Source organism: Spirillospora sp. NPDC047418 (assembly GCF_040643275.1).
In the GTDB taxonomy this organism is placed as follows: Bacteria; Actinomycetota; Actinomycetes; order Streptosporangiales; family Streptosporangiaceae; genus Spirillospora.
This window is the reverse complement of record NZ_JBEYTW010000108.1, coordinates 1-23,200: the sequence shown is the minus strand read 5'-3', so window position 1 is coordinate 23,200 and position 23,200 is coordinate 1. Positions and strand designations below refer to the sequence as shown.

The window sequence follows — 23,200 nt, the reverse complement described above, 5'->3', positions numbered from 1 at the left end:
GGCCGGCTCAGTGCCGGCCGGCGGGGGACGGCGCCACCGCGTCCGGCCGGGTCGCGGAGGCCGGGGCATGCCTGCTCAGCGCCTCGCCCTCGATGTCCACATTCGGCAGCACGCGGTCCAGGATACGAGGCAGCCACCAGGCCCGGCGGCCGAGCAGTGCCAGGACCGCGGGGACGATCGCCATCCGGACCACGAAGGCGTCGAAGGCGACGGCGGAGGCCAGGCCGACGCCCATCGTCTGGATGGTCGGGTTGCTCATCCCGATGAATCCCGCGAACACGCTGATCATGATGATCGCCGCCGCGGCCACCACGCGTCCGCTGTGCCGGAAACCGTGCACGATCGCCTCGCCAGGGGAGGTGCCGTGGACGTACGCCTCCCGCATCCGGCTGACGAGGAAGACCTCGTAGTCCATGGCGAGGCCGAACACGATCCCGATGATGAAGATCGGCATCAGCGACATGACCGGCCCGGTCTGCTCGATGCCGATCAGGTCCGCCGCCCAGCCCCACTGGAAGACGGCGACGAGGACGCCGAAGGCGGCGCCCACCGACAGCAGGAAGCCGAGCGCGGCCTTGACCGGGACCAGGACCGAGCGGAAGACCACCATCAGCAGGAGCACCGCCAGGCCGATGACCACGGTCAGATAGGGGATGAGGGCGTCGGACATCGCTTCGGAGATGTCGATGTTCAGCGCGGTCGCGCCGGTCACCACCATGACGGCGCCCGTGCCGGCCTCGACGCCGGAGGCCGCGTCCCGGATCGTGTGCACCAGGTCCTTGGTCTCGCCGCTGCTCGGCGCGGTACGCGGGACGGCGGTGAGGACGGCCGTGTCCTCGGCCTCGTTGAGAACCGGGTCACCGACCGAGGCGACCCCGTCCAAGCCCCGCACGGTCTCGACGACCGTGTCCGCGGCGGCCTTGGGGTCCGGGGAGTCGGACATGTCCACGACCACGGTCAGTGGGCCGTTGAAGCCGGGGCCGAAGCCGTCCGAAAGCAGGTCGTAGGCACGGCGCTGGGTGGTGTCCACCGACTTGGACTCGTCTCCGGGCAGCCCGAGTTCGAGGCTCAGCGCCGGTAGCGCGACCGCGCCGAGACCGAGGACGGCGATCAGCAGCACGGTCACCGGCCGGCGCAGCACGAGCCGCGCCCAGCGGGTGCCGAGCCCGGGGCGTCCGCCGGCGGGCCCGGCCTGCGGGCGATCGCTTCCCGGCCGGGCGGCCTTGCGGGCGGCGCGGGACAGCACCCGGCGGCCGAAGAACCCGAACAGCGCGGGGACCAGGGTCAGCGCGACGAGGACGGCGAGGGCCACGGCGCCCGCGCCAGCCATGCCCATCTTGGTGAGTTCGGGGATCCCGACGACCCCCAGCCCGACCAGGGCGATGAAGACGGTCGCGCCGGCGAACACGACGGCGGACCCGGCCGTGCCCACCGCCCGGCCGGCGGCCTCCTCCGGCTCCCGGCCCTGGGCGCGCTCGTCGCGGAAGCGGGAGGTGATGAAGAGCGCGTAGTCGATGCCGACCGCCAGCCCCAGCATCAGCGCCAGGATAGCGACGGTGGACGTCAGGCCCAGCGGAGCGGCCAGCGCGGAGACCACGCCGAAGCCGATGATCACGCCCCAGAAGGCGGTCAGCAGCGACAGTCCGGCCGCGACCAGCGACCCGAGGGCGACGACCAGGACCACCGCCGCCACCGCCACGCCGATGAGTTCGGTGGTGCCGCCCGGCGCCTCGTCGGTGTCCAGGGCGGAACCGCCGACCTCCACGGTCAGCCCCGCGTCCCGGGCCTGGCCCGCGGCGTCCTCCAGGGCGCTCTTCGCCGACGCGGTCAGGTCGACGGCGTCCGCCGTGTAGGTGATCGTGGAGTAGGCGATGGTGCCGTCGTCGCTGACGGCGCCGGTCTCGTAGGGGTCGGTGGCCGACGCGATCTGGTCGCCCCCGTCCAGCGTGCCGAGCGCGTTCTCGACGGCCGCCCTGTTCTCGCGGGCGGTGACCCGCTGCCCGTCCGGGGCCTGGAACACCAGGCGGGCCTCGGCGCCCTGGGCGTTGCTCTGCGGGAAGCGCTCGTCGAGCAGGTCGAACGCCTTCTGCGACTCGGTGCCGGGCATGGAGAGGCCCTCGTCCTGCGCCGCGGGCGCCACGGCGGCGGCGACCCCGGCCAGCACCAGGACGCCCAGCCACAGGGCGCCCACGAGCCGGCGCCGCCGGAAGGCCCACCGTCCGATCCGATCAAGGAATGTCGCCACCTGATATCACTCCGGAAACCGCTAGGGGAAAGGGAACGCGCGGGATTTCGCGCGCTTTCAACACTCCCCCGCGGCCACCCCGCCGGGCATCGTCTCCCGTCACGGTCTTGACCTGGTGCGCTCGGACCAGCGTTCGCGGTGCCCTGGTGCCGACGCACTAGGCACAAGTCACCGCGTTACCACTGCCGCTCGACGGTTCCCTTGGTGGCGACCCGCGCGTGGGTGAGAAGCGCTCGCTCGGAGGTCCGCCCGCATCCTCAGAACCGAGGCGCCGCGCGTGCGTGCGGGCCGTACGCTGTCCCGCATGCGGAGCTCACTGGCGGACGCCGGCCGGCGCGGGAACGGAACGGGAACGCCATGACCCGCGGGACGGTGGTCGAGGACGTCGCCGAGCGGCTCGCGTTCGCGATCGCGTCGGGACGGCTGCGGCCCGGGGAGCGGCTGCCGTCGATCCGGCGGCTCGCCGAGGAGTACGGGATCAACCCGTCCACGGTCCAACTCGTCCTCGGCCGGCTGCGGGCGGCGGGGTTCGTGGAGATCCATCACGGGGTCGGCGCCGTGGCCCGCGACGTCGAGGCGTACGGCGGGGTGGAGACGTGGCGCTATCTGTTCCGCTTCTCCCGTCGGCTGCCCGACCTGGCGGAACGGATCCTCCGCGACGTCCTGGAGACGCTGCGCATGTTCTACCTGTCGGTCGCGGACAAGGTCGAGGCCGCTCCGGGCGCCCACGACCCCGGGCCGGCGCGGCGGGCGTGGCGGCGCCTCGACCTGCTCGCGCGGGACGAGAGTGCGACCCCGGCGGACGTCCACCAGTGCGTGCTGGAGGTCCTGCGGGCGGGGTGCATGGGGGTCGGCGGCGGCGTCTTCCTCGGGGTGCTCAACTCGCTGGGGCCGATGCTGGCCGACGTGCCGGAGGTGCTCGACGTCGTGTTCGACGACCCCGGCGTGCACGTGTGGTGGTGGGACCAGCTGATCGGCGCCTGGGAGGCCGGGGACATGGGGCTCGCCCGGCAGGCGATCGGCCTGCTGGACGACTGGCACGCGGAGGTGCTCGGCCGGCTTCGCGCCGCGTTCGACGGGCAGGCCGACTAGCCGTTTCCGGGCGTTGTTGTGAATGAGCGTAGAAATCCGACTCGCGGAAACCGCACCGCGCTCGCTACTCGCCCGCCAACTGTGCGACACACACTGTGGGACGCATCCCCCGATCCCCGAAGGAATGAGGGACCACATGCGACTCACCCACGATCCATCCCCCGCCCACGGCCGTCCGGTACGCCGCGGACCGATCCGCACCGCGGTCCTCTCGGTGCTCAGCGCGCTGGCCATGCTGGTCGCCGCGCTGGCGGCGCCCCCGGCCGGCGCGATCCCCGCGCGGAACCCTGCCCGCGATCGGCGTCGACACCGGCCGGTTCAAGCTGCCGACCGCCTGCACGATCAACCTCGGCGGAGCGCTGCCGGTCCTGTGGCTGCCCCTGGACGTCGACATCCAGGGCGTCGCGCCGGTGCAGCTCGGCCCGGGCCAGGAGTTCTGGCTGACGCAGGGCTCGGGCAGCATCACCTTCCCGGAGTGGCTGACCGCGCTGGCGCCGATCCTCGGCATCACCAAGGCCGACGCGACGATCAGCGACATGTCCATCGGCGCGACGAACTCGACGCCGGACGCGGTGAACATCGCCGAGGACCCGATCACGCTCACCGACATCCCGGTCGAGCCGGGCAAGCCGCTCAAGGTCGGGCTGCCCGCACCGGGCCAGAGCCCGTTCGACGTGGGGCCGTACGTCGCTCCGCAGAGCGGCAAGGTCACGCTGGGATTCAACAGCGCGTTCGCGAAGGTCGACCTGAAGTCCTCGGCCGGCTTCTCGCTGCCGATCACCGCGGACTGCAAGCCGCGGGGCGGCAACGCGCTGCTGACCATCTCGGTCGGCGGGGACGCCGGGCAGCCGCCCGCCAGGTTCCACGGCGCGCCGCTGGACTTCCCCGAGCCCAAGTCGGGTGAGCTGGCCGGCATCATCAACGCGCCGTACCAGTGCACCTGGAACGGGCAGTCCCACGACGTGGGCATCGCGGTCGGCGCCGACGGCATCCCGCTCACGGTCGGCAAGTCGGGCTCGTTCTCCTTCACGAACGCGTCCGGGGCGCTGACGGTGCCGAAGGAGACGGTGAACGGCCTGCTCGACCAGGGCGTGAAGACGGTCTCCGGCACGGTGTCCGAGCTGAACCTGGAGGTCGAGGGCGGCACGCCGCAGACCTTCAACGTCATCCCCGGCCAGGGTGTCCCGATCCCCGCGGCGACCCTGGTCCGGGACGAGCAGCTCGTCGTGCCGCTGCCCGCGGACGGCACGCTGACGGCAGGGCCGTTCACACCGTCGTCCGGGTCGCAGAACGTCCGGGTGATGCTGGGCGGCGCCAAGGCGCGGCTGGCCTTCAACGGCGGCACGCCCACCCAGGCGACCTGCGGCAAGCCGTCGCCGAGCGTCTACCTGGTCGACAACCCGGTGACCTGATCCGTCCCGGCCGCACCGCCCGTACGGGCCGTCCCCGGTTCAGCCGGGGGCGGCCCTCCCCCGTCCGTCCCGAAGTCGCCCCGATGAAGATCACCTTCGCCCGAGGCCGGCTCGCCCCGCCGGCCCTGACCGCGCTGGGAAGCGGGGCGGGTCAGGGCTCCACGCGGCCCGGGCCGCCTCGCTCGGCGAGTTCCCAGAGGAGTTCGAAGCGCTCCTTGCATGCGCCGGTGTAGTCGGCCCGGGTCCGGAGGCGGGTCATGAAGAAGCCGAGCTGACGGTTGGAGGCCGGGACGGCCTCGTAGGCGACCTCCTCGTCGAAGAGGATGAAATCCGTCGGGCTCTCGTGGATGGCGGGAATCTGGTCGTAGCGGAGCACCCTGACCTCGATCCCGGCACCGCGCTGCTCCTGGGTGATCGACCGGAAGACCTCGTCGTTGACGTCGGGATCACCCTGCATGATGAACAGGCGGCGGATGGTCACTCCCCGGGTCTTCGCCTCGACCTGTGCCTTGAGGTAGGCCCGCCCGTGCTCGCTGGTCCAGAAGCCGCCGGTGAAATTCTGCCCCTGGCCGTCGACCGTGGTGGTGCTCGTCGCATCGATGGTCTTCATGGTGGCCTGGGTGAGCTGGAGGATCCAGTCGTGGTCCTCGCCGTCGCAGGTCACCTCGCGGTCGCCCCGGCTGAGCTTGTCGATCAGCTCGGTGTCGCCCTTCACCACGATCTCGGTGAACCGCCTGATCAGCGGCGGGCAGTCCTGGCCGAAGTTCTCCACGGCCTCGCGGAACCGGGTGAGGTCCTCGCGGTCCAGGGCCGAGTCGCCCAGGGCCCGCTGCCACTTGGCGGACTCGATGGCCAGATCGGTGGCGCGCATCCACCGCTCGATCCCCTCGACCCGGCCGTCGAAGTCGATCAGCAGTTGCGCCAGCATGATCACGCCGCCGATCAGCACCGACAGGGTGAGCGACTGGGCGACGTCCTGGTCCGCGACGTAGTTCGTGATGAGGAAGGCGAAGGTCCCGGCGGCCGCGGCGACGGCGATCCTCCTGACCACGGCGCCGGTGGTGATCGACGGTAGGGGTTCTCTGGGCACGCTCGACTACTTCCTGACCTGCGGCTCCGTGAAGCCTTGATCACTTCTGCTGGACGAGGTAGCTGGCCTTGTCGTGGAAACCGAGGACGACCCCGCCGTCCGCGACGAGCCCGCCCAGGGTGTCCCGCACCGCGCGGCGCCAGCGGGCGGCCAGGCCGGAGCCGGCCATGCGGATCCCCTCGATATCCGGGGGCACCTCGATCAGGACCGTCTCGGAGTCCGTCGCGCGGACCTCCGGCCCCCCGTCCGGCCGGACGACGAGCAGCCGCTGCGCGTCCGCCGGAACCTCGACCGGCTCCGGACGGCCGTGTTCGACCGCCTTCCGCACGCCGGGCTCCGCGATATGCCAGACGACCCTGATCCGGTCGGACTGGTCCTGCCCGTTGATGGCGTCGGGCATCTGGCCGTAGTGGTTCTCGAGGTAGGCGTCGGCGCGCGCGCCGAGCTTCGCGAGGTTGAAGTGCGCGTTGCGGCGTACGAGCGGATCGAAGGTCCAGATGATCCGCTCGATCCCGTGGTCCATCGCCCAGCGCCGCTGGTGCAGCTTGAGCTCCAGGCCGGCGTGCGGCTCGACCGCGCCGGTCACATACGACAGGAGCGCCCGGCCGTGCGGCGGGCCGAAGTGGCCGACCGACGCGCCGACCAGCGTGCCGCCGAGAAACGCCCCGGCGACGTAGTTCCCCTCATAGGCGTAGCCGCGCATGATCTCCCGGAGGATCGAGAGTGCGCCGTCCTCGAACCCCCAGATCTGGTCGAACAACGCGCAGGCCGCGGCCAGCTCGTCGAGCTCCCGGAGTTCCCGGATGACAAAAGCGGACATGCCCACCTACCTGGTTTCGGTGCACTCTTGATCCAAGATGCGCGATCACGTATACATTTCTACAATGAACGCGGGACGTTTCGGGAGGACTATTGTCCATGCACCGCGAGACTGATCTTGACCAGGAGAGGTCAGTGAAGTCAAGTTTCAACCGAGACGTTTCGTGGAACCAGATGGACCTGCCGGCCTACTGGCAGTCCAACTACCAGGAACCGCACGGAGACGACCTGAGCTTCATCGCGATGATCGGCGCCTTCATGGTCGATCGTCTGCAGGGCAGAACCGACCTGCGCGGCGTCGATGTCGGCACCGGGGCCAATCTCTATCCCGCCTTCTCCATGCTCCCCTTCTGCTCGGCGCTGACACTGATCGACATGTCTCCCTCCAGCATCGACTGGCTCACCCGCGAACTCGGCGGTTCGCTGGCGGCCTGGGCCCCCTTCTGGGACGAGTTCGCCAAGATCCCCGCGTACGCGGCCGCCGGCCCGCTGCACGAGGCCGTCCGGGCCCCCGCCCGGATCGAGATCGAGCAGGCGTCGGTCTTCGACCTCCCCGGCGAGCGGTGGGACGTCGGCACGATGTTCTTCGTCGCCGAATCCATATCCGGGGACAGGGCGGAGTTCAGGGCGGCGCTGGCGAGGTTCGTCAAGGCACTCCGGCCGGGCGCTCCGTTCGCCGTCGCGTTCATGGAGAACTCCGAGGGCTGGCGGGTCGGTGATCAGGACTTTCCCGCGGTGGCGGTGTCCACCGCGGACATCGTCGCGTCCATGCCTTTTTCCACGGAGCTGCACCAGGTGAAACGGTTGAGCGCGGCGGAAAAGCCGATCCGCTCGGGGTACACTGGGATGATCTTGGCTTGCGGCAGCAAAAGATCAACTGAAAGCCGAGCACGATGAGGATTCAGCCACGCGAAGAACTCCTCAACCTCTGGCGCTCCGTCGTGAAGGTCTCGCTCGACGGGGACAAGTGGCAATGGGGCGGCCGGTACGAGCGCAATTCGATCAGCGACGCCGAGCAGCTCCTGTGCATCATCTATCCGGCGACGGTCGTGCCCTACTTCCGCCTCGACCGGCCCGACGACACCGCCGACGACATCCTCGAGGTGCTCCGGCCGCTCGGCGACGAGCTGGACATCCCCCAGCGCCTGATCGAGCTGCTCATCGAGCACATCGAGTACTACACCGACAGCGACGGCCCGTCCTTCACCGGGGGCAGCTACTTCAAGAGGGCCGAGGACGGCGCGGAGCCCAGCCCGGAGCAGATGCAGGTCGACGTCGTCGACTCGTTCTCGATGGCGGTCTCGCTGATGCTGGGCACGCTGACGCTCGTCCGCACCTTCGGCAACACGGTCATGAACCCCGAGATCGAACGCCGGCTGCGCCATCTGGAGCGGATTGCGAACGTGCGGCTGACCGCCGCGCTGGTGGGGCTGCTGCGCAGCTTCGTCATCAACGTCTTCACGCCCGACTCCGACGAGGGCCGGGCGCTGCTCGGCATGGTGAACCGGACCGGCCGCTCCAACCGCCAGGTCGCCGAGGAGCTGCGCTCGTCGCTCCGGGAGATCCGGGCCTCCCTCGGGGAGGTGACCTTCGGCTTCCGCCAGCAGCGCACCAGCGAACTGATCGAGAACCGCAACCGGCTGTTCGAGATCGGCTGGACCTGGGGCATCGCCGAGGACGCTCCCGAGGTGGACATCGCCCCCTCCGTGACGAACCAGCGCGGCGGTATCGCTGAGAGCGCTCCCTTCCTCTACTTCACGGTGAACGCCCTGGACGGCATCGCGGACCTGTTCTCCGGGCGCACGACCGTCCTCGGCCTCCTCAACGAGGAGCAGCAGCGCCTCGCCGGCGCGCTCAAGCTGCGCTGGGAGCTGACCCAGCGGTACTGGGGCACGATCGCGACCTTCGGCGACGCCCCCGGGTGGCCGCTGGAGGACCTGCCGTGGCGCACCACCGACAGCCGGGAGTCCGACCACTTCAGCCTGCTGATCATCTCGCTCGTCCTGCAGGACCAGGAGGTCCGCGGCAGAAGCTCCATCGAACTGCCGCGGCTGGCGAGGATCCTCAAGAAGCTCGGGGAGCGCGGCCGGGTGACCGACCGGGCCACCCGCGACGATCCCGCCCTCCGCTACCACACTCCGGGGACGCAGATCCAGCTCGGCGGCAGCGGAGCGGGCGGGCCCGACCTGGTCTGGCGCCTGAACGACTTCGCGCCGCTGCTGCTCAAGAACGTCCTCCGGCTGGCCAGGCTGTCCAGGGACGCCGACCTGCGCGAAGACCTCGTGCAGACCGCGGACGAGATCTGGGACCACGTCTTCCGGCGCCGGATCGGACGCTCGGTCAACGCGGGGCTCTGGGACGACGCGGCGAACGTCTTCGAGGGCATCCAGCAGCACAACGACCGCCCGTCCTGGTACTACACCGAGCGGATCGTCGAGTGCATCGTCATGGCGATCGGCCTCATCCTCGACCGGCTCCCGCGCAGCGGCGACATCCACGCCTACGCACGCGGCATCCTCAGCGAGACCGACAACCTCTTCGACCTGGAGCTCCTCGAGGCCAACGTGGTCGACCGGGGAGCGCTGCGCGCGCAGCTGGAGGAGGCGCGCCTCAACCTCCGCCACGCCCACGAGATCGCGCCGCTGCGGCCGGCCACCGCCATCGGGATCGCGATGGAGATCCTGCGCATGCTGGAGAAGGTCGGGGTGGCCCGGCGGAACGCCGCGGAAGGGGCCGGTTGACGTGCTCGTCATCGCCACCTCCGACAAGGGCGGCACCGGACGCTCGGTCACCACCTGCAACGTCGCCTACCGGCGCGCGCTCCAGGGCGATGACGTCTGCTACCTGGACTTCGACTTCGGCTCGCCGACCGCGGGGGCGATCTTCGGGGTCGAGCGGATGGCCCACGGGACGCAGGGCGAGGACGGGCTCCACCGGTATCTGCAGGGCAAGACCGTGACACCCGGCCATGTCGACATATGGTCGGAGAGCCGGCGGCCCCCGGGCACCGGTCCGCGGCCCGCGGGCGCCGGGAACCTCGTCCTGTACCCGGGTGACCTGGGCGGCGGCGAGTTCACCGCCAAGCCGGAGGTCATCGAGCGCTGCGCCGACCTGCTGCTGCTCTTGCAGAGCCAGTTCTCGGTGATCTTCATCGACCTGAGCGCCGGGCGATCCCATGCGGCGGAGATGATCCTCACCGTCACCGCGCGGGAGAAGCGGGTCTCCGACACCCGCTGGCTGGTCTTCCACCGCTGGACCAGGCAGCACATCTCGGCCGCGGCGGACCTGGTCTTCGAGGACCGGGGGCTGCTGGAGTTCGGCAGCCTGTTCGGACATGACCGCGACGAGCTGCGCCGGCGCATCCGCTTCGTGCGGACGGCGGTGATCGACCCTAAGAGCGACCAGGGCGTGCTGGGCCTGCGCGCCGAGCAGGAGGCATGGCTGCGCCAGGTCGACCGGAACCTCAACGAGCAGGCCAACATCGCGGGCCTGGGGCGCACCTCGGTGATCGCGACGGTGCCCGTCGACCCGGTGCTCCAGTGGCGGGAACAGCTCATCACCGACGAGGACGTCTACGCCGAGATCGCCAACGAGGGCACCGTCGAGGCGTTCTCCGGGCTCGCCGGGAATCTGGACGACCCGGGGGCATGGAGCCGGATATGACCGAACCCGAGCTCGAGGTCGCCGTCCTCACGAGCCGGCCCCGCGTCGAACTGGTGCCGCGCTCGCACCTGTCACTCGAACTCGGCCACCTCTACATGGAGGACCTGCTGGACGGTCCGGAGGCCCTGCGCCGCCACTTCGCGCGGATCGGCCCATGGGCGGGCTCCGTCCGCGCCCGCCACCCCGCGCCCCTGCGGGTCAGTACCTGTTTCCTGGTCGACGACTACTTCAGCCGGCTCACCTCGCCCAAGAAGCTCGTGCCGGAGATCCTCGACGCGGCGCGCGACGCCGGGCTCGGCATCGACTACCTCGTGCGGGAGTCCGCGTGCGCCTCGGCCGGCGAGGTGTCGCCGGCGGAGCTGGTCCTCGGGCGCATCGTCTCCGACCCGCCGCGCGGCAGCAACGGCCTGCGCCCGCCGGTCCACACGACCGGCTGGGTCTCCAACAGCAGGGACAGGCTCGGACCCGACGGGCTGGACGAGGCCCTGGCCACCCGGCCCTGGCGCCCTCCCGAGCAGAACGGCGCCCGGAGCCACTCCATCTGCATGGAGGTCCAGCTCTGGGACGAGCAGGACGGCCGGCGGCGGTGGTCCTGCGCGATGCTCTCGGCCGTCTGGCAGCTGCTCCGGCTCGGGCTCCTCCGCCATCAGGGCAAGCCCGTGGTCTCGCCCGCGCGGTGGACGGCCGAGTACCCGGACCGCTGGGAGGACCTTCCGCCGCTGGTCCAGCTCGCCGACGGCGCGCAGCCGTTCGCCGCCTTCCAGACGATGTCGGTGCTGGAGACCAGGTTCGCCGGCGTGGAGGCCGCCGTCCGGACGATCCTCGACCAGGTCTCCGTCGATCCGGCCGTCAGCGAGCAGACCGCCGCGCAGGCCGCCGCCCAGGGGATCGAGCTTCCCGGTGACGTCGTCGGCAGGATCTCCCATGTCTTCGACGACGGCTTCTGAGAGCGCCCTGACCATCGGGGAGGTCCGGACGGGCCTCCTCGGGCACTCCGCGCAACTGTCCATGGCGGAGACGGTCGGGCTGCTCGACCTGGTGCCCGGCGAGCAGGTGCGGCACACCGCGTACCCGCGCGCCTACGCGGTCTCGCCCCAGCGGCTGGCCGGCATCGACTGCCTCATGCCCTCGCGCTCGGGACGCCGCGTCCGGGGCGTCGGCACGTTCGCGACGCGGGCCACGCTGACCGGCGGCCTGATCGCGCAGTCCTGCGCGCACACCACGCTCGTCCCGTCGTCGCGGCGGTACCGGCAGGCGTGGTCGCACTACCTGGCCGAGCCCGGCGTGGTCGAGTGCCTCGGCCGGCTGCGCCCGGAGGACGCGGCCGCGGGGTTCGCCGAGGACGAGCACGGCCACCTGAACATCGAGATGGGGCGGACCGCCGAGTCCACGATCTTCGATCTCCAGCGGTCGGGCCTGCTCGACGGCCGGCAGCCGCTGCACGCCCCCCTCGGGCGGTGGCGGTGGGCGCTGCAGCCCGTGCGGGAGGACGGCGACCCGGGCCTCTACCGCCTCACCGTCCTGCCCGAGGGCACCCGCCTGCTCCGGCTCGCGGTCGCCTGGCCGGACGTGTCCGACCTGCTCGACCTGGTCGAGGACCTGGCACTGCACGACTGGCTGCTCGACGTCGTCCACCGGCAGATCGAGCGGGCGCGCCCCGGAGCCGGGGACCTGGACCGGACGCTCCAGCACATCGGCCCCGTCATCGACCACCTGCTGCACCACTGGATGCCCAGGGCGCGGGTGCAGCCCGGCCTGTACGGGCTGTGGGACGCCTTCGACCGCTTCCAGGGCCTGACCCGCCAGTGGGGCCTGGCCACCGACCGGATCCGCGACCACGTGGCGCTCAACAGCCTGCGCCTGGTGCGGCGCGCGGAAAGCGAATGGCCGGGCCTGGGGTGAGCTAGCGCGGGCTCGCCGCCAGCCGCTCCGGCCGGCTCAACCGCAGGTCGGCACGGTCGTCGTCGGTCAGCGGCAGATCGAGCAGCAGCGTCGCGGCCAGGTGCGCCGTGCGCGGCGCCAGCGTGATGCCGAGGCCGTTGTGCCCCGTGGCCGCCAGGACGCGGCGGCGCGGATCGACATAGCCGAGAACCGGCAGCCCGTCCGACGTCCCCGGCCGGATCCCGGCGCGGGCACCGATGACCTCCCACTCCGCCACGGCAGGCAGGATGCGCCGCAGGTTCCGCAGGATGGTCTCATCGGCCCGCGCGGACGTCCCCGGCGACGCGTCGCCGTCGTCATGGGTCACGCCCACGGCCACCCGGCCGTCCGCGTAGGGGGTCGCCCGGACGATCTGGGTCTCCTCGTCGTCGGGCAGCAGCGCGTCGCACTGGGTGCGCAGCCCACCGCCCGCGGGGACCGCGACCTCAAGGATCTGGCCCTTGACGGGGCCGAAGCTATCGGCCCGCCAGTCGATGAAGTCCTTGAGCAGCCCGTGGCTCAGATGCCCCGCGGCGACGACCACCCGGTCGGACCGCAGGACCCGTCCGGATCCCAGGACGATCCGGACCCCGTCTCCGTCCGAGCGGATCTCCTCGGCGCGGTCCCGCACGCAGGTGATGCCGTCGTCGGCCTCCAGGACCGACTCCAGCGCGGCCATCACGCGCATGGGCTCCACCGCGAGGTCGTCCGGCAGCCACAGCCCTCCCGTCACGGCGGGCCCGAGTAGCGGCTCGCGCCCGCGCGCCTCGGCCGCGCCGAGCGCCTCGGCGGCCACGCCGCGCTCGCGCAGGAGGGGGAGCACCTCGTCCACGAGGCGGCCGTGCTCCTTCTCCTCGACCGCCAGGCACAGCAGGCCGGAGGGGCGGAGTTCGATCGGCCGCCCCCAGGCGGCGGAGAGCCGCTCGATCCAGTCCGGGTAGAGGTCGCGGCTGCGCTGGGCCATGGGGCCGAGGGCGCCGTGCCCCTCGTCGTAGAGGTGCGGGTTGATCCCACCGGCCGCCGCCCGCGAGGCACTCGTCCTGACGCCGGCGCCGAACTCCTGCTCGACCACGCACACCCGCAGTCGCGAATCGCGCCGCAACCGTTCGGCGATCCCGCCTCCGATGACGCCTCCGCCGACGATGACCACATCGGGGTGGGTGGGGACCATCACAACTCCTTCGACACCGGGGTCTTCTTGAGACGGCGGCTGCCCCGGCCCGGTGCCCACCGTCGTTGCTGAATTCCGGAGCGCCGCCCTCCCGGCTCCGCACACGGCGGGGAGGGCGACGCCGAGTACGAGATCAACCGATCGTGGGCATCACTAGAAGCATGCATCCTAAAAAGAAGTCGTACCCCGGCCGCGCCGGAGTGGTAATAGGTATGTTGCCACTTACAGCCTTGCGTACCCAATTACCTCCCCAGCAGAGTATCCTGCACTAAATGGCGGGTCTAAGTCTCGTCCAAGTTGTTTCTTTTTGGCGTCGACCGGGGGATGCCGCGGAGGTGGGCGCCGGGCGCCGCCGCGACACATCGAACCCAAGGCAGCCCGATGTCCGGAATGTCGCTTTTCGGAGTTCTATCCAGCGGCCCGTTTATCGCTCACGCCGTCAGCGGACGCGAGCACGGCCCGGGCACGTTCGGCCGGTCGCCGATCCACCGCCCCGGCCCGACGCGCCGGCCGGGCGCGTTCTCCGGCCGGCAAATTCGATCTCTGCAACCCTTGGTCCACGCTGACACAAGGAGCTAAGTTATCAACTCCGGGTAGCCATTTCAGGCGCAGATCGAAAAAGCGGGTCGGTGGCCTCGTCCCGCGCGGCGGAGAAGAGGTGCCGATGGACGGCCCAGCGGCGGCCGGCCGATGAGGATCGAGTACGTCGACCTGATCGAAGTCGCCCTGCCGCTCGTGAGCCCCTTCCGGATCTCGACCGGGACCATGACCACCAGGGAGACGTTCCTGCTGCACGTGGTCACCGACGCCGCCGAGGGGTGGGCCGAATTCGCCGGCGACCCCGACCCCGGCTACTACCCCGAGTTCGCCGGCGGCGCCGAACTCGTGCTCCGCGACTTCCTGCTGCCCGGCGTCCTCGCCCTGCCCGATGCGCGGGTCGCCGCGCTCGGCCCGGTCTTCGCGGCGGTCAAGGGGAACCGGCTGGCCAAGGCGGCGCTGGAGACCGCTCTGCTGGACGCCGAGCTGCGCGCCCACGGTATGTCGCTCGGAACCTTCCTCGGCGCGTCGCGGGAGGCCGTCCCGGTGGGCGTGTCCGTCGGCATCCAGGACTCGGTCGGCGACCTGCTCGACGCGGTGGAGCGGTACCTCGCGGAGGGGTACGCCCGCATCAAGCTGAAGATCGCGCCCGGCCGGGACCTCGAGCCCGTGCGCGCGGTCCGGGCGCGGTTCGGGGACGGCCTGGCGCTGCAGGTGGACGCCAACGCCGCCTACACCCTCGGCGACGCCGGGCACCTGCGCCGGCTGGACGAGTACGGTCTGCTGCTCATCGAGGAGCCGCTGCAGGAGGACGACCTGCACGCCCACGCGCTGCTGCAGCGGCGGCTGGCCACCCCGATATGCCTGGACGAGTCCATCCACACCGCGCGCGACGCCGTCGCCGCGATCGCGCTCGACGCCTGCCGGGTCATCAACGTCAAGCCGGCCCGTGTCGGCGGCTACCTGGAGGCCCGGCGGATCCACGACCTCGCCGCCGCGCACGGCGTCCCCGTCTGGTGCGGCGGCAACCTCGAGACCGGCATAGGCCGCGCCGCGAACCTGGCGCTGGCCGCGCTGCCCGGCTTCACCCTCCCCGGCGACCTGTCGGCCTCGAACCGCTATTTCGCCGAGGACATCACCGAGCCGTTCGTCCTGCGCGACGGCCTCCTGCGCGTGCCCGGCGGGCCGGGCATCGGCGTCGAACCCCGGCCGGACGCCCTGGCCCGGCACACCACCGCCGTCAGGCGGCTCCACCCGCGGCAGTGACCGGAACGGCCGCTCCGGGAAAGCCAACGCGACATTTCGTTCCATGTCAATTTCCGCTGATACGCGAATGCACGGGACCGTCTTCTCCCGCATGCGATCAGCTATTGACATGGAATGGGGGTGCGGCTCTACTTCGGGCAGATGGAATGACGTTCCATGTTGGGAGGGACGAATGGTCCAGGTCAGAGCAAGGCTCGCCGCGGCCGTGGCCGCGGTGGTGGCGGGCGCCATCCTCATGCCGGCCGGCGCGGCCGCCTCGCCGGCGACTCCGGACGATCCGGACGTGATCGTCGCCGGGCCCGACGGCGACCAGAAGGCATGGTTTCCGGACATCACCCGGCTCGATGACGGCCGTCTCGTCACGGTCTTCTACCAGGCCACGCGGCATTCGCGCGACGACGGCCGGTACATGTGGACGGAGAGCGCCGACGGCGGCCGCACCTGGTCGCGGCCCCGGGTCGTCATCGACACCCCGCAGGACGACCGGGACGCGCAGATCACGCAGTTGTCCGACGGCACCATCGTCATCAACTGGTTCCGCACCGACTGGACCAACGAGGGCACCACCGGCGCGGTCATCCTCGGATCGTTCGTGACCCGGTCGACCGACGGCGGGCGGTCGTGGTCCGATCCGGTGCTGGTGGAGTCGCGGATGTCGTGCGGCTGCGGGCCGGTCCACGGCGCCTACCCGCTGGGGTGGGCCGCCACCACCGGGAAGATCGTCGAACTGGACGACGGTGATCTGCTGCTGCCCCTCTACGGCACCATGTCCGACTCGACCGTGGGGCGGGCCAGTGTCGCCCGGTCGACCGACGGCGGGCGCACCTGGCCCGTCGAGAACGAGGCCCTGATCCCCGTTCCCGGCGGCGTCTCGCTGTCGGAGATGGCGCTGGCGGCCACGCGCGGGGGCGTCACCGCGCTGCTGCGCACGGCCGGTGGCGGCGGCGTCTCCCGGCGGACGGACTCGTCCGACGGCGGGCGCACCTGGAGCACGCCGGTGGCCACGCCGATGAAGGGGCAGGCCCACCACATCCTGTCGCTTCCCGGCGGCAAACTGCTGGCCACCTACGGGGACCGGTCCGGGCAGTTCGCGTCCAACGAGCCGACCGTGGGCCGGATCCGCATGCCCGGACGGGAGTGGAGCGATTCCAGTGACGTCCTGCTGTACCGGGCCGGGCCCAACGTCGACCAGGCCGACCCCAGTACGGCGGTCGTCCGCGGGCACCACTTCATCACCGTGTCGTACGACGAGGCCCGCGGCAGCATCATCGGCACGTTCAGCAAGCTGTCCGACTTCGTCCAGGCGAAGCCGCCGGAGGTCACCGAGCCCGACGCGGGGGACGTCCTCGGCCTCCCCGCGATGGTCGCCGCCGGTGCGGCGACCTTCGAGACGGATCTGACCAGCGGCCACAAGAACCACCCCACCGCCCGGCCGGCCGGTGCCGTCGACGGCGTGGCGGAGTACTGGTACTCGGCGCTCGGTCCCGTCGCGACGCCCGAGGCGCCGCGGCAGTTCACCCTCAGTTTCACCGAAGCGCAGCGGGTGTCGTGGATCGGGCTGAACCTCAAACCCGGATATGCCGAAACGGCGTCGGTCTACCTCTCGGCGGACGGCCGGGAGTGGGGTGACCCCGTCGATGTGCGCACCGGCCACATCTCCGCCGCCGGGCAGATCGCCTGGGCCGAACTCGACCGGGCCGCCACCGCTGAGCACGTCAAGGTGGTCATCTCGCAGTCCGACGGTGCGTCCATGCTCGCCGAACTGATGATCGCACACTGAGCCATTCCGAAATGGAGCGGTTCCGAAATGGAGCGGTTCCGAAATGGAGCGGTGGCCGCTCTGCGCAGCGGCCACCGTTCTCTCTCGTCTATCCGGCGGGAGTGAGGAGGCCGTCGTCGCGGATCGAGCGGAGGACGTCGCCGGCCGCCTCCAGAGTGCGGTCGATGTCCTCCTCGGTGTGCGCGGCGGAGATGTGGTTGCGCTTGAGGGTGAGCGGGAGCATCAGGAAACCGCGGTCGGTCATGCGGCGGTGGAAGGCCACGTAGGCGGCGTGGTCGTTGCGCATGAGGTCGCGGTAGCCGCGGATCGGGCCCTCGGTGAAGTAGAGGCTGAACACCCCGCCGAAGCCCGCGGCGGTGGCCGCGATGCCGAGGTCGGCGCAGATGCCGGTGAGGCCGGCGCGCACGCGGTCGCCGAGGGCGTGGGTGCGCTCGTAGAAGTCGGGGTGCTCGCGCAGGTAGGTGATGGTGGCGATGGCGGCGGTGGACGAGACCGGGTTGCCGTTGAAGGTGCCGGCGAGCAGGACGTCCCCGCCCGCCGAACTGAAGTGCTCCATCAGCCGCCGGGGGCCGGCCAGGCCGGCGATCGGGTAGCCGTTGCCCATCGCCTTGCCGAAGGTGGTGAGGTCGGGCAGGACGCCGCAGACCTGCTGGTAGCCGCCGGGCGCGTGCCGGAACCCGGTGATCACCTCGTCGAAGATGAGCAGCGAGCCCTGCTCGGTGGTCAGGGCGCGCAGCCCGGCCGTGAACTCCGGCGTCGGGACGAGGGCGCCGACGTTGTGCGGGATCGGCTCCATGATCACGGCGGCGATCCGGTCCGGGTGCGCCTCGTACAGGGCGCGGACCGAGTCCAGGTCGTTGAACTCGGCGATCAGCGTCGAGTCCAGGGCCTCGGGCAGGATGCCGCTGGACAGCGGGTCGTTGCCGTAGGCGCGGTCCGGCGCGGAGATGACGTTGCGGGCGACGGCGTCGTGCCAGCCGTGGAAGCCGCCCTGGAACTTGACGATCAGCGGCCGGCCGGTGACCGCGCGGGACAGCCGGACCGCCTGCGCGGTGGCCTCGCTGCCCGACATCGCCGAGATCATCTGCTCGGCGGACGGGATCGTCTCGGTGACCAGCCGGGCCAGCTCGATCTCCGGTTCGGTGACCCCCCAGCCGACCAGGTCGACTCCCCCGATGGCGGCGCGCACCGCGTCGTCGACCTCGGGCGCGGCGTGGCCGAGCAGGATCGCGCCGAACGCCGCGTGGTAGTCGAGGTAGCGGCGGCCGCCGGCGTCGGTGACGTACGCGCCGGACGCGGCGGTGAGCGCGTGCGGCACGCCGACCAGGCGGGTGGCGGAGTTGACACCGCCGGGGATCACGGCCTGCGCGGCGGCGAGCAGTTCCGCGCCGGACCTGCGCCCGGCCAGCTCGGCGGTGGTCATTCTGGGAGCCCCCAAGAGATTGGCGAGTGATGGGTGACGCTGTCGGCGAATGGTTCATGGAAAGGCGTTCCATGTCAACCCTTCGCTCGATGGATCATGGGTTGATCAGGGAGGTCTCAAGTTTTTCTGCCGCCAGCCCTTGACACGTGAATGATCTGGGGATCAGGATCCGTCGACATGGAATCCCATTCCGCGCCGATCCGGGTGCTGGTCGTCGGCACCGGTTTCATCGCCGCGCAGCACGCCGCCGCGATCCATGCCGAGCCGCGGCTGGAGCTCGCCGGCATGGTCGACATCGACCCCGGCCGGGCCGCCGCCGCGTCCCGCGCGAACGGCGGCGTGCCGGCCTTCACCGACCTCGCCGCGGCGCTCGCGGAGACCGGTGCCGGCGGCTGCGTCGTCTGCACCCCGAACGACACGCACGCGGACATCGCCGCGGCGGTCGCGGCCGCGGGCGCCCACCTGCTGATCGAGAAGCCGCTCGCCACCGGGGTGGCCGGCGCCCGCCGGGCGGTCGAGGCGTTCGCGGCGGCCGGGCGGGTGCTGATGCCCGCGCACAGCCACCGCTACTACGACTACGCGCGGACGGTCCGGGACGTCCTGCGCTCCGGCGAGCTCGGCACGGTCGACCTCGTCCGGCTGGCCATCCTCGGCGGCTGGATCTGGCCGGACTGGCGCGGCTGGACGCTCGACCCGGCCCGATCCGGCGGGCACGCCCTGCACAACGGCGTCCACCTGCTGGACCTCGTCACCTGGTGGACGGGCGACACCCCGGAGACCGTGTACGCGCGGGGCCGCCGCCAGACCGCCGCGGAACTCGGCATCTACGACTACCTGGAGATGACGGTCGGGTTCGCGGGCGGCGCGACCGCCGTGTGCGAGATGAGCCGCGGGCACCGTCCGGCGTCCTTCGCGCGCCGCGACGTCATGGTCGCCGGGACCGGCGGGATCCTCACGCTCCCCTGGGACGCCGAGTCGGGGACGGTCACCGACGAGACCGGCACCGCGCTGCTCCCGCCCGGCGGCGCCGACGGGTTCGCCCTCCAGATCGCCGCCTGGGCCGACGCCGTCACCGGCGAACCGCCCCTGGTGACCGGCGAGGACGGGCTGCTGGCCGTGGCCATGGGCGTCGCCGCCGAACGGTCGATCGCGACCGGCGAGCCCGTCCGGGTCGCCGACGTCCTGAAGGAGGCGTCCTGATGCGCACGCTCAAGGTGCTGGCCTGGGGGTCGGGCGGGTTCGGGACCCAGGACCACCAGCACGACATGTACCTTCCCGCGTTCCGGGCGCACGCCGGGTTCGAGGTCGTGGAGAGCGGCCTGCCCGGCATCACCGGAGCCGTCCGCGCGACGGGCGCCGAGGTCGTGTGCGTGTGCGCGCCGCCGGCGGAGCGCGCCGACCGGGTCATCGAGGCGCTGCGCGCCGGCTGCCACGTCCTCGCCGACAAGCCGCTCGCGCTGGACGCGGCCGGCGTCGAGGCGGTCGCCGCGGTCGCGGCCGAGACCGGCCTGGTCTGCATGCCCGCGCACCACCACCGGTTCGGCGCGGCCGTCCAGGCCGCCAGGGGGGCGCTCGCCTCCGGACGCGTCGGGCTGCCCTGGAACGTCCAGGCCGACTTCCTCGTCGACGGCGGCGACCCGTGCCCGGACGGCGAACTCGTCAACTTCGGCCTCTACCCCGTGGACGTGGTCCGGGCCCTCACCGGGCAGGCGGTCCGCCGCGTGCACGCGCTGCCGGGCCGCGAGCGGGGCCGCTTCACCGTGCTGCTGCTCGACCACGAGCACGGCATGACCAGCACGATCACGGTCGGCCGGCTGCGCGGCACCGTCGACGCACCCGGCATGGCGCTGCACCGGTACCGCATCAGCGGGTCCGGCGGGGTCATGGACGTCGACGCCGCCAAGCCGGGCGCGTCCGTCCGGACGGTGACGGGCAGCCGCACCGCCTGGCACGGCCCCGGCACCGTCGACCGGATGCTCACCGCGCTGCACACCGCCGCCGTCACCGGCCGGCCGCCCGAGGCGGGCCCGGCCGACGCCCTCGCCGCGCTGCGCGTCACCGACGCCGCGGCCCGTTCCCTCGTCCTCGGCACGCCCGTACCGATCGACTCCCCGGAGGTCTGATCCATGAAGCTCGCGACGTACCGCCTGCCGGACGGCGGAGTCCGCCACGGCGAGATCATCGAAGGCGGCCGCGTCACCGACCTCGGCCCCGGCGACCTCTCGGCGCTGGCGGGCGCCGGGTTCTCCGCACCGTCCGGCGGGACGTCCCACGCGCTGGACGAGGTGGCGCTGCTCGCGCCGCTGCTGCGTCCGGGCAAGGTCCTCGCCGTCGCCGCGAACTACCAGGAGCACGTGACCGAGACGGGCGGGGACGCGCTCGACAAGTCGCGGATCTCGCCGCGGCTGTTCATCAAGCCCGGCACCGCCGTCAGCGGCCCCGGCGAGGACATCGCGCTGCCGTCGGTCAGCCCCAGCATCGACTGGGAGGCCGAACTGGTCGCGGTGATCGGGCGCGGCGGCAAGGACATCCCGGTCGAGGACGCGCTCGGCCACGTCGGCGCCTACACGATCGGCAACGACGTGTCGGCCCGGAAGATGGACTACGGCCACGACCGCGACACCGAGGACTCCGCGGTCGCGTTCTTCGACTGGCTGAACGGCAAATGGCTCGACGGGTTCGCCGCGCTCGGCCCCTGCCTCGTCACCGCCGACGAGGTGCCCGACCCGCAGAAGCTCGAGGTGATCCTGGAGGTCAACGGGCGGGTCCGGCAGCACGGCGACACCGGTCAGATGATCTTCAGCGTCGCGGAGCTGGTGGCGTTCGCGTCCCGGTTGATGACGCTGGAGCCCGGCGACGTGCTGTACACCGGCACGCCGTCCGGGGTGGGGATGGCATCGGGGGAGTTCCTGTCCGCAGGCGACGAGATGACGGTCCGCGTGACCGGGCTCGGAAGCCTGGTGAACCGCGTCCGCTGAGCGGACCAGTGGCCGGGCGGGCGCCCGGCCACCGCCGAGAAGAGGCAAGTCAATGACCATTCGCTCCGGCAGAACGAGGGCCCGCGGCCCCGGGCGGAGGGCCGTCGCCGCCGTGCTGGGCGGCGTGCTCGCGGCGGGCGCGCTCGCCGCCTGCAGCTCCGACCCCACGCAGAAGTCCGCTGGCGGGGACGCGGGCGTCCTGAACATGTACCTGTACCAGAAGCCGAAGACGTTCAGCCCGCTCGCGCCGAACAACGGGCCCGACCAGCTCGTCATGTCGTTCATCTTCGACTCGCTGTACGGCTCGGACGGGTCCTACGGGCTGAAGCCGCACCTGGCCGCGGCCGCGCCGCAGGTGTCGGACGACGCCAAGACGATCACCGTCAAGCTCAAGCCCGGCCTGAAGTGGAGCGACGGCAAGCCGCTCACCGCCGCGGACGTGGTGTTCACCTACACCGCCCTCGCCGACCCCGGGACGGGCAGCGCGCAGGCGGGCAAGTTCGCCGCGGTGACCGGCGCGAAGGACCTCGCCGACGGCAAGGCCGACTCGCTCAAGGGCGTGACCGCGCCCGACGCCACCACCGTGAAGATCACCACGACGCGGCCGGCGGCGGGGCTGCCCGGGCTGATCGGCGGCACCCCGATCCTGCCCGAGCACGTCCTCGGCGAGGCCCCGGCGAAGGGGCTCGGCGACAACGGCTTCTTCACCAAGCCGACCGTCGGCTCGGGCGCGTTCACGTTCGTCGACTACAAGACCGACCAGTACGTGGAGCTGAAGGCGAACCCGAACTTCCGGGAGCCGGTGTCGGTCGAGAAGGTGTACCTGAAGCCGGTCACCTCCGATGTGGCGACCGCGCAGCTGCGCACCGGCGAGATGGACCTCACCCAGGTCTCGCCGACCGACCTGCCGACCGTGCGGAAGATGGACGGCGTCAAGGTCGTGGCGGCCAAGAGCCCCGGGTTCACCCGGATCGCCCTCAACCAGTCGCAGAAGCGGTTCAAGGACGCGCGCGTCCGGCAGGCGTTCCTCACCGCGATCGACCGCAAGGGACTGGTCGACAAGGTGCTCGGCGGCGCCGGGACGGTCGTGAACTCCAGCTTCTACGGAGACCTCGCCACCTCCGCGGCGAACGACTACGCCTACGACCCCGCGAAGGCCAAGAGCCTGCTCGCCGAGGCCGGCTGGGACGGGTCCAAGGCCGTCACGCTGTCGTGGATCCCCGGGCAGCGCGACCGCGACACCGCCGTGACGGTGATCCAGAGCCAGCTCAAGGCCGTCGGCGTGGACGTGAAGCTCAAGCAGGTGCAGGCGGACGAACTGCTGTCGTCCTATGAGGAGAAGTCGTACGACATGGCGCTGTTCGGCGGCGGCAACTACGCCACCGAGCCGTCCACCGTCGCGACCATCGACGCCTGCGACCAGTCCTACCCGGCGGGCGGCAACGTCGCCCACTTCTGCGCCCCGGAGCTGGACGGGCTGCTGTCCAAGGCCGACTCGGTCGCCGACCCGGCGGAGCGCACGAGCCTGTTCCAGGAGGCCGCGAAGGTCGAGAACGCGCAGGTCCCCTACCTGTGGCTCTACAACCCGGACGCGGTGTGGGCGTACCGGACCCGGCTGTCCGGCTTCGAGCCGGCCGGCCTCCCGACGAACGAGGTCGGGACCTGGGACTTCGCGAACTGGAAGCTGAGCTGAGCCCGGCCGGGGGGGGGGGGGGGGGGCCCCCCCCCCCCCCCCCCCCCGCGGGGGGGGGGGGGGGGGGGGGGCGCGGGCTACCCCGGCGGCGGGGGTTATCGGTGGTGGTGG

General features: G+C 71.7%; 18 protein-coding genes. 13 read left to right on the top strand and 5 right to left on the bottom strand.

Annotation, left to right across the window (positions count from 1 at the left end; all coding sequences use genetic code 11):
- Window positions 1-7: 7 nt before the first annotated feature.
- Complete coding sequence (locus tag ABZ806_RS38815) at window positions 8-2,245, bottom strand: MMPL family transporter (protein ID WP_500223454.1); 2,238 nt, start codon at window positions 2,243-2,245, stop codon at window positions 8-10.
- A 357-nt stretch (window positions 2,246-2,602) separates the two neighbouring features.
- Here ABZ806_RS38815 and ABZ806_RS38810 point away from each other — a divergent pair, with 357 nt between their 5' ends.
- Together ABZ806_RS38810 and ABZ806_RS38805 are read left to right on the top strand one after the other, a co-directional pair.
- On the top strand, window positions 2,603-3,337 hold the full coding sequence (locus ABZ806_RS38810; RefSeq protein WP_500223452.1) for a GntR family transcriptional regulator: 735 nt from the start codon (window positions 2,603-2,605) through the stop codon (window positions 3,335-3,337).
- Window positions 3,338-3,747: 410 nt separating this feature from the next.
- Entirely contained in the window at window positions 3,748-4,749 is a 1,002-nt protein-coding gene (locus tag ABZ806_RS38805; RefSeq protein WP_500223449.1) for a hypothetical protein, read from the top strand.
- Window positions 4,750-4,900: 151 nt separating this feature from the next.
- Here the strand turns inward: ABZ806_RS38805 and ABZ806_RS38800 are convergent, their stop codons facing one another.
- On the bottom strand, window positions 4,901-5,839 hold the full coding sequence (locus ABZ806_RS38800) for a DUF6879 family protein (protein WP_500223446.1): 939 nt from the start codon (window positions 5,837-5,839) through the stop codon (window positions 4,901-4,903).
- Between the two features lie 40 nt (window positions 5,840-5,879).
- Complete coding sequence (locus tag ABZ806_RS38795) at window positions 5,880-6,659, bottom strand: GNAT family N-acetyltransferase (RefSeq protein WP_500223444.1); 780 nt, start codon at window positions 6,657-6,659, stop codon at window positions 5,880-5,882.
- 98 nt (window positions 6,660-6,757) lie between these two features.
- Between ABZ806_RS38795 and ABZ806_RS38790 the strand changes: the two genes are divergently transcribed.
- Genes ABZ806_RS38790 through ABZ806_RS38770 form a run of 5 tightly spaced genes read left to right on the top strand, consistent with a single transcriptional unit; the run spans window position 6,758 to window position 12,223 of the window.
- Complete coding sequence (locus ABZ806_RS38790; RefSeq protein WP_500223442.1) at window positions 6,758-7,555, top strand: SCO2525 family SAM-dependent methyltransferase; 798 nt, start codon at window positions 6,758-6,760, stop codon at window positions 7,553-7,555.
- Window positions 7,552-9,399: an SCO2524 family protein gene (locus ABZ806_RS38785; protein ID WP_500223439.1), complete on the top strand. Its 1,848-nt coding sequence runs from the start codon at window positions 7,552-7,554 to the stop codon at window positions 9,397-9,399. Before ABZ806_RS38790 ends, ABZ806_RS38785 begins: the two co-directional genes overlap by 4 nt.
- 1 nt (window position 9,400) lies before the next feature.
- Window positions 9,401-10,321 (top strand): SCO2523 family variant P-loop protein, encoded by a 921-nt coding sequence (locus ABZ806_RS38780; protein ID WP_500223437.1) that lies wholly within the window; start codon window positions 9,401-9,403, stop codon window positions 10,319-10,321.
- Window positions 10,318-11,268: an SCO2522 family protein gene (locus ABZ806_RS38775; RefSeq protein WP_500223435.1), complete on the top strand. Its 951-nt coding sequence runs from the start codon at window positions 10,318-10,320 to the stop codon at window positions 11,266-11,268. The genes ABZ806_RS38780 and ABZ806_RS38775 overlap by 4 nt, the downstream gene beginning before the upstream one ends.
- Window positions 11,246-12,223 (top strand): SCO2521 family protein, encoded by a 978-nt coding sequence (locus tag ABZ806_RS38770; RefSeq protein WP_500223433.1) that lies wholly within the window; start codon window positions 11,246-11,248, stop codon window positions 12,221-12,223. Before ABZ806_RS38775 ends, ABZ806_RS38770 begins: the two co-directional genes overlap by 23 nt.
- A gap of 1 nt (window position 12,224) precedes the next feature.
- On the opposite strand, the gene ABZ806_RS38765 is transcribed toward ABZ806_RS38770, so the two are convergent.
- Window positions 12,225-13,412, bottom strand: a complete 1,188-nt coding sequence (locus ABZ806_RS38765) for an NAD(P)/FAD-dependent oxidoreductase (RefSeq protein WP_500223430.1) — start codon at window positions 13,410-13,412, stop codon at window positions 12,225-12,227.
- 690 nt (window positions 13,413-14,102) lie between these two features.
- Between ABZ806_RS38765 and menC the strand changes: the two genes are divergently transcribed.
- Together menC and ABZ806_RS38755 are read left to right on the top strand one after the other, a co-directional pair.
- A complete protein-coding gene (gene menC / locus ABZ806_RS38760; RefSeq protein WP_500223428.1) occupies window positions 14,103-15,215 on the top strand; it encodes an o-succinylbenzoate synthase in 1,113 nt (370 codons plus the stop codon).
- Between the two features lie 172 nt (window positions 15,216-15,387).
- Window positions 15,388-16,995: a sialidase family protein gene (locus ABZ806_RS38755; protein WP_500223426.1), complete on the top strand. Its 1,608-nt coding sequence runs from the start codon at window positions 15,388-15,390 to the stop codon at window positions 16,993-16,995.
- Window positions 16,996-17,083: 88 nt separating this feature from the next.
- Here the strand turns inward: ABZ806_RS38755 and ABZ806_RS38750 are convergent, their stop codons facing one another.
- A complete protein-coding gene (locus tag ABZ806_RS38750; RefSeq protein ID WP_500223424.1) occupies window positions 17,084-18,418 on the bottom strand; it encodes an aspartate aminotransferase family protein in 1,335 nt (444 codons plus the stop codon).
- A gap of 177 nt (window positions 18,419-18,595) precedes the next feature.
- Here ABZ806_RS38750 and ABZ806_RS38745 point away from each other — a divergent pair, with 177 nt between their 5' ends.
- Genes ABZ806_RS38745 through ABZ806_RS38730 form a run of 4 tightly spaced genes read left to right on the top strand, consistent with a single transcriptional unit; the run spans window position 18,596 to window position 23,089 of the window.
- On the top strand, window positions 18,596-19,618 hold the full coding sequence (locus ABZ806_RS38745; protein WP_500223422.1) for a Gfo/Idh/MocA family protein: 1,023 nt from the start codon (window positions 18,596-18,598) through the stop codon (window positions 19,616-19,618).
- Window positions 19,618-20,541 (top strand): Gfo/Idh/MocA family protein, encoded by a 924-nt coding sequence (locus ABZ806_RS38740; protein ID WP_500223420.1) that lies wholly within the window; start codon window positions 19,618-19,620, stop codon window positions 20,539-20,541. The genes ABZ806_RS38745 and ABZ806_RS38740 overlap by 1 nt, the downstream gene beginning before the upstream one ends.
- Window positions 20,542-20,544: 3 nt before the next feature.
- A complete protein-coding gene (locus ABZ806_RS38735; RefSeq protein WP_500223418.1) occupies window positions 20,545-21,396 on the top strand; it encodes a fumarylacetoacetate hydrolase family protein in 852 nt (283 codons plus the stop codon).
- Between the two features lie 52 nt (window positions 21,397-21,448).
- Window positions 21,449-23,089 carry an ABC transporter substrate-binding protein gene (locus ABZ806_RS38730; RefSeq protein ID WP_500223416.1) on the top strand — a complete coding sequence of 547 codons (1,641 nt, stop codon included), beginning with the start codon at window positions 21,449-21,451 and terminating at the stop codon, window positions 23,087-23,089.
- The last annotated feature ends 111 nt before the right edge of the window (window positions 23,090-23,200 follow it).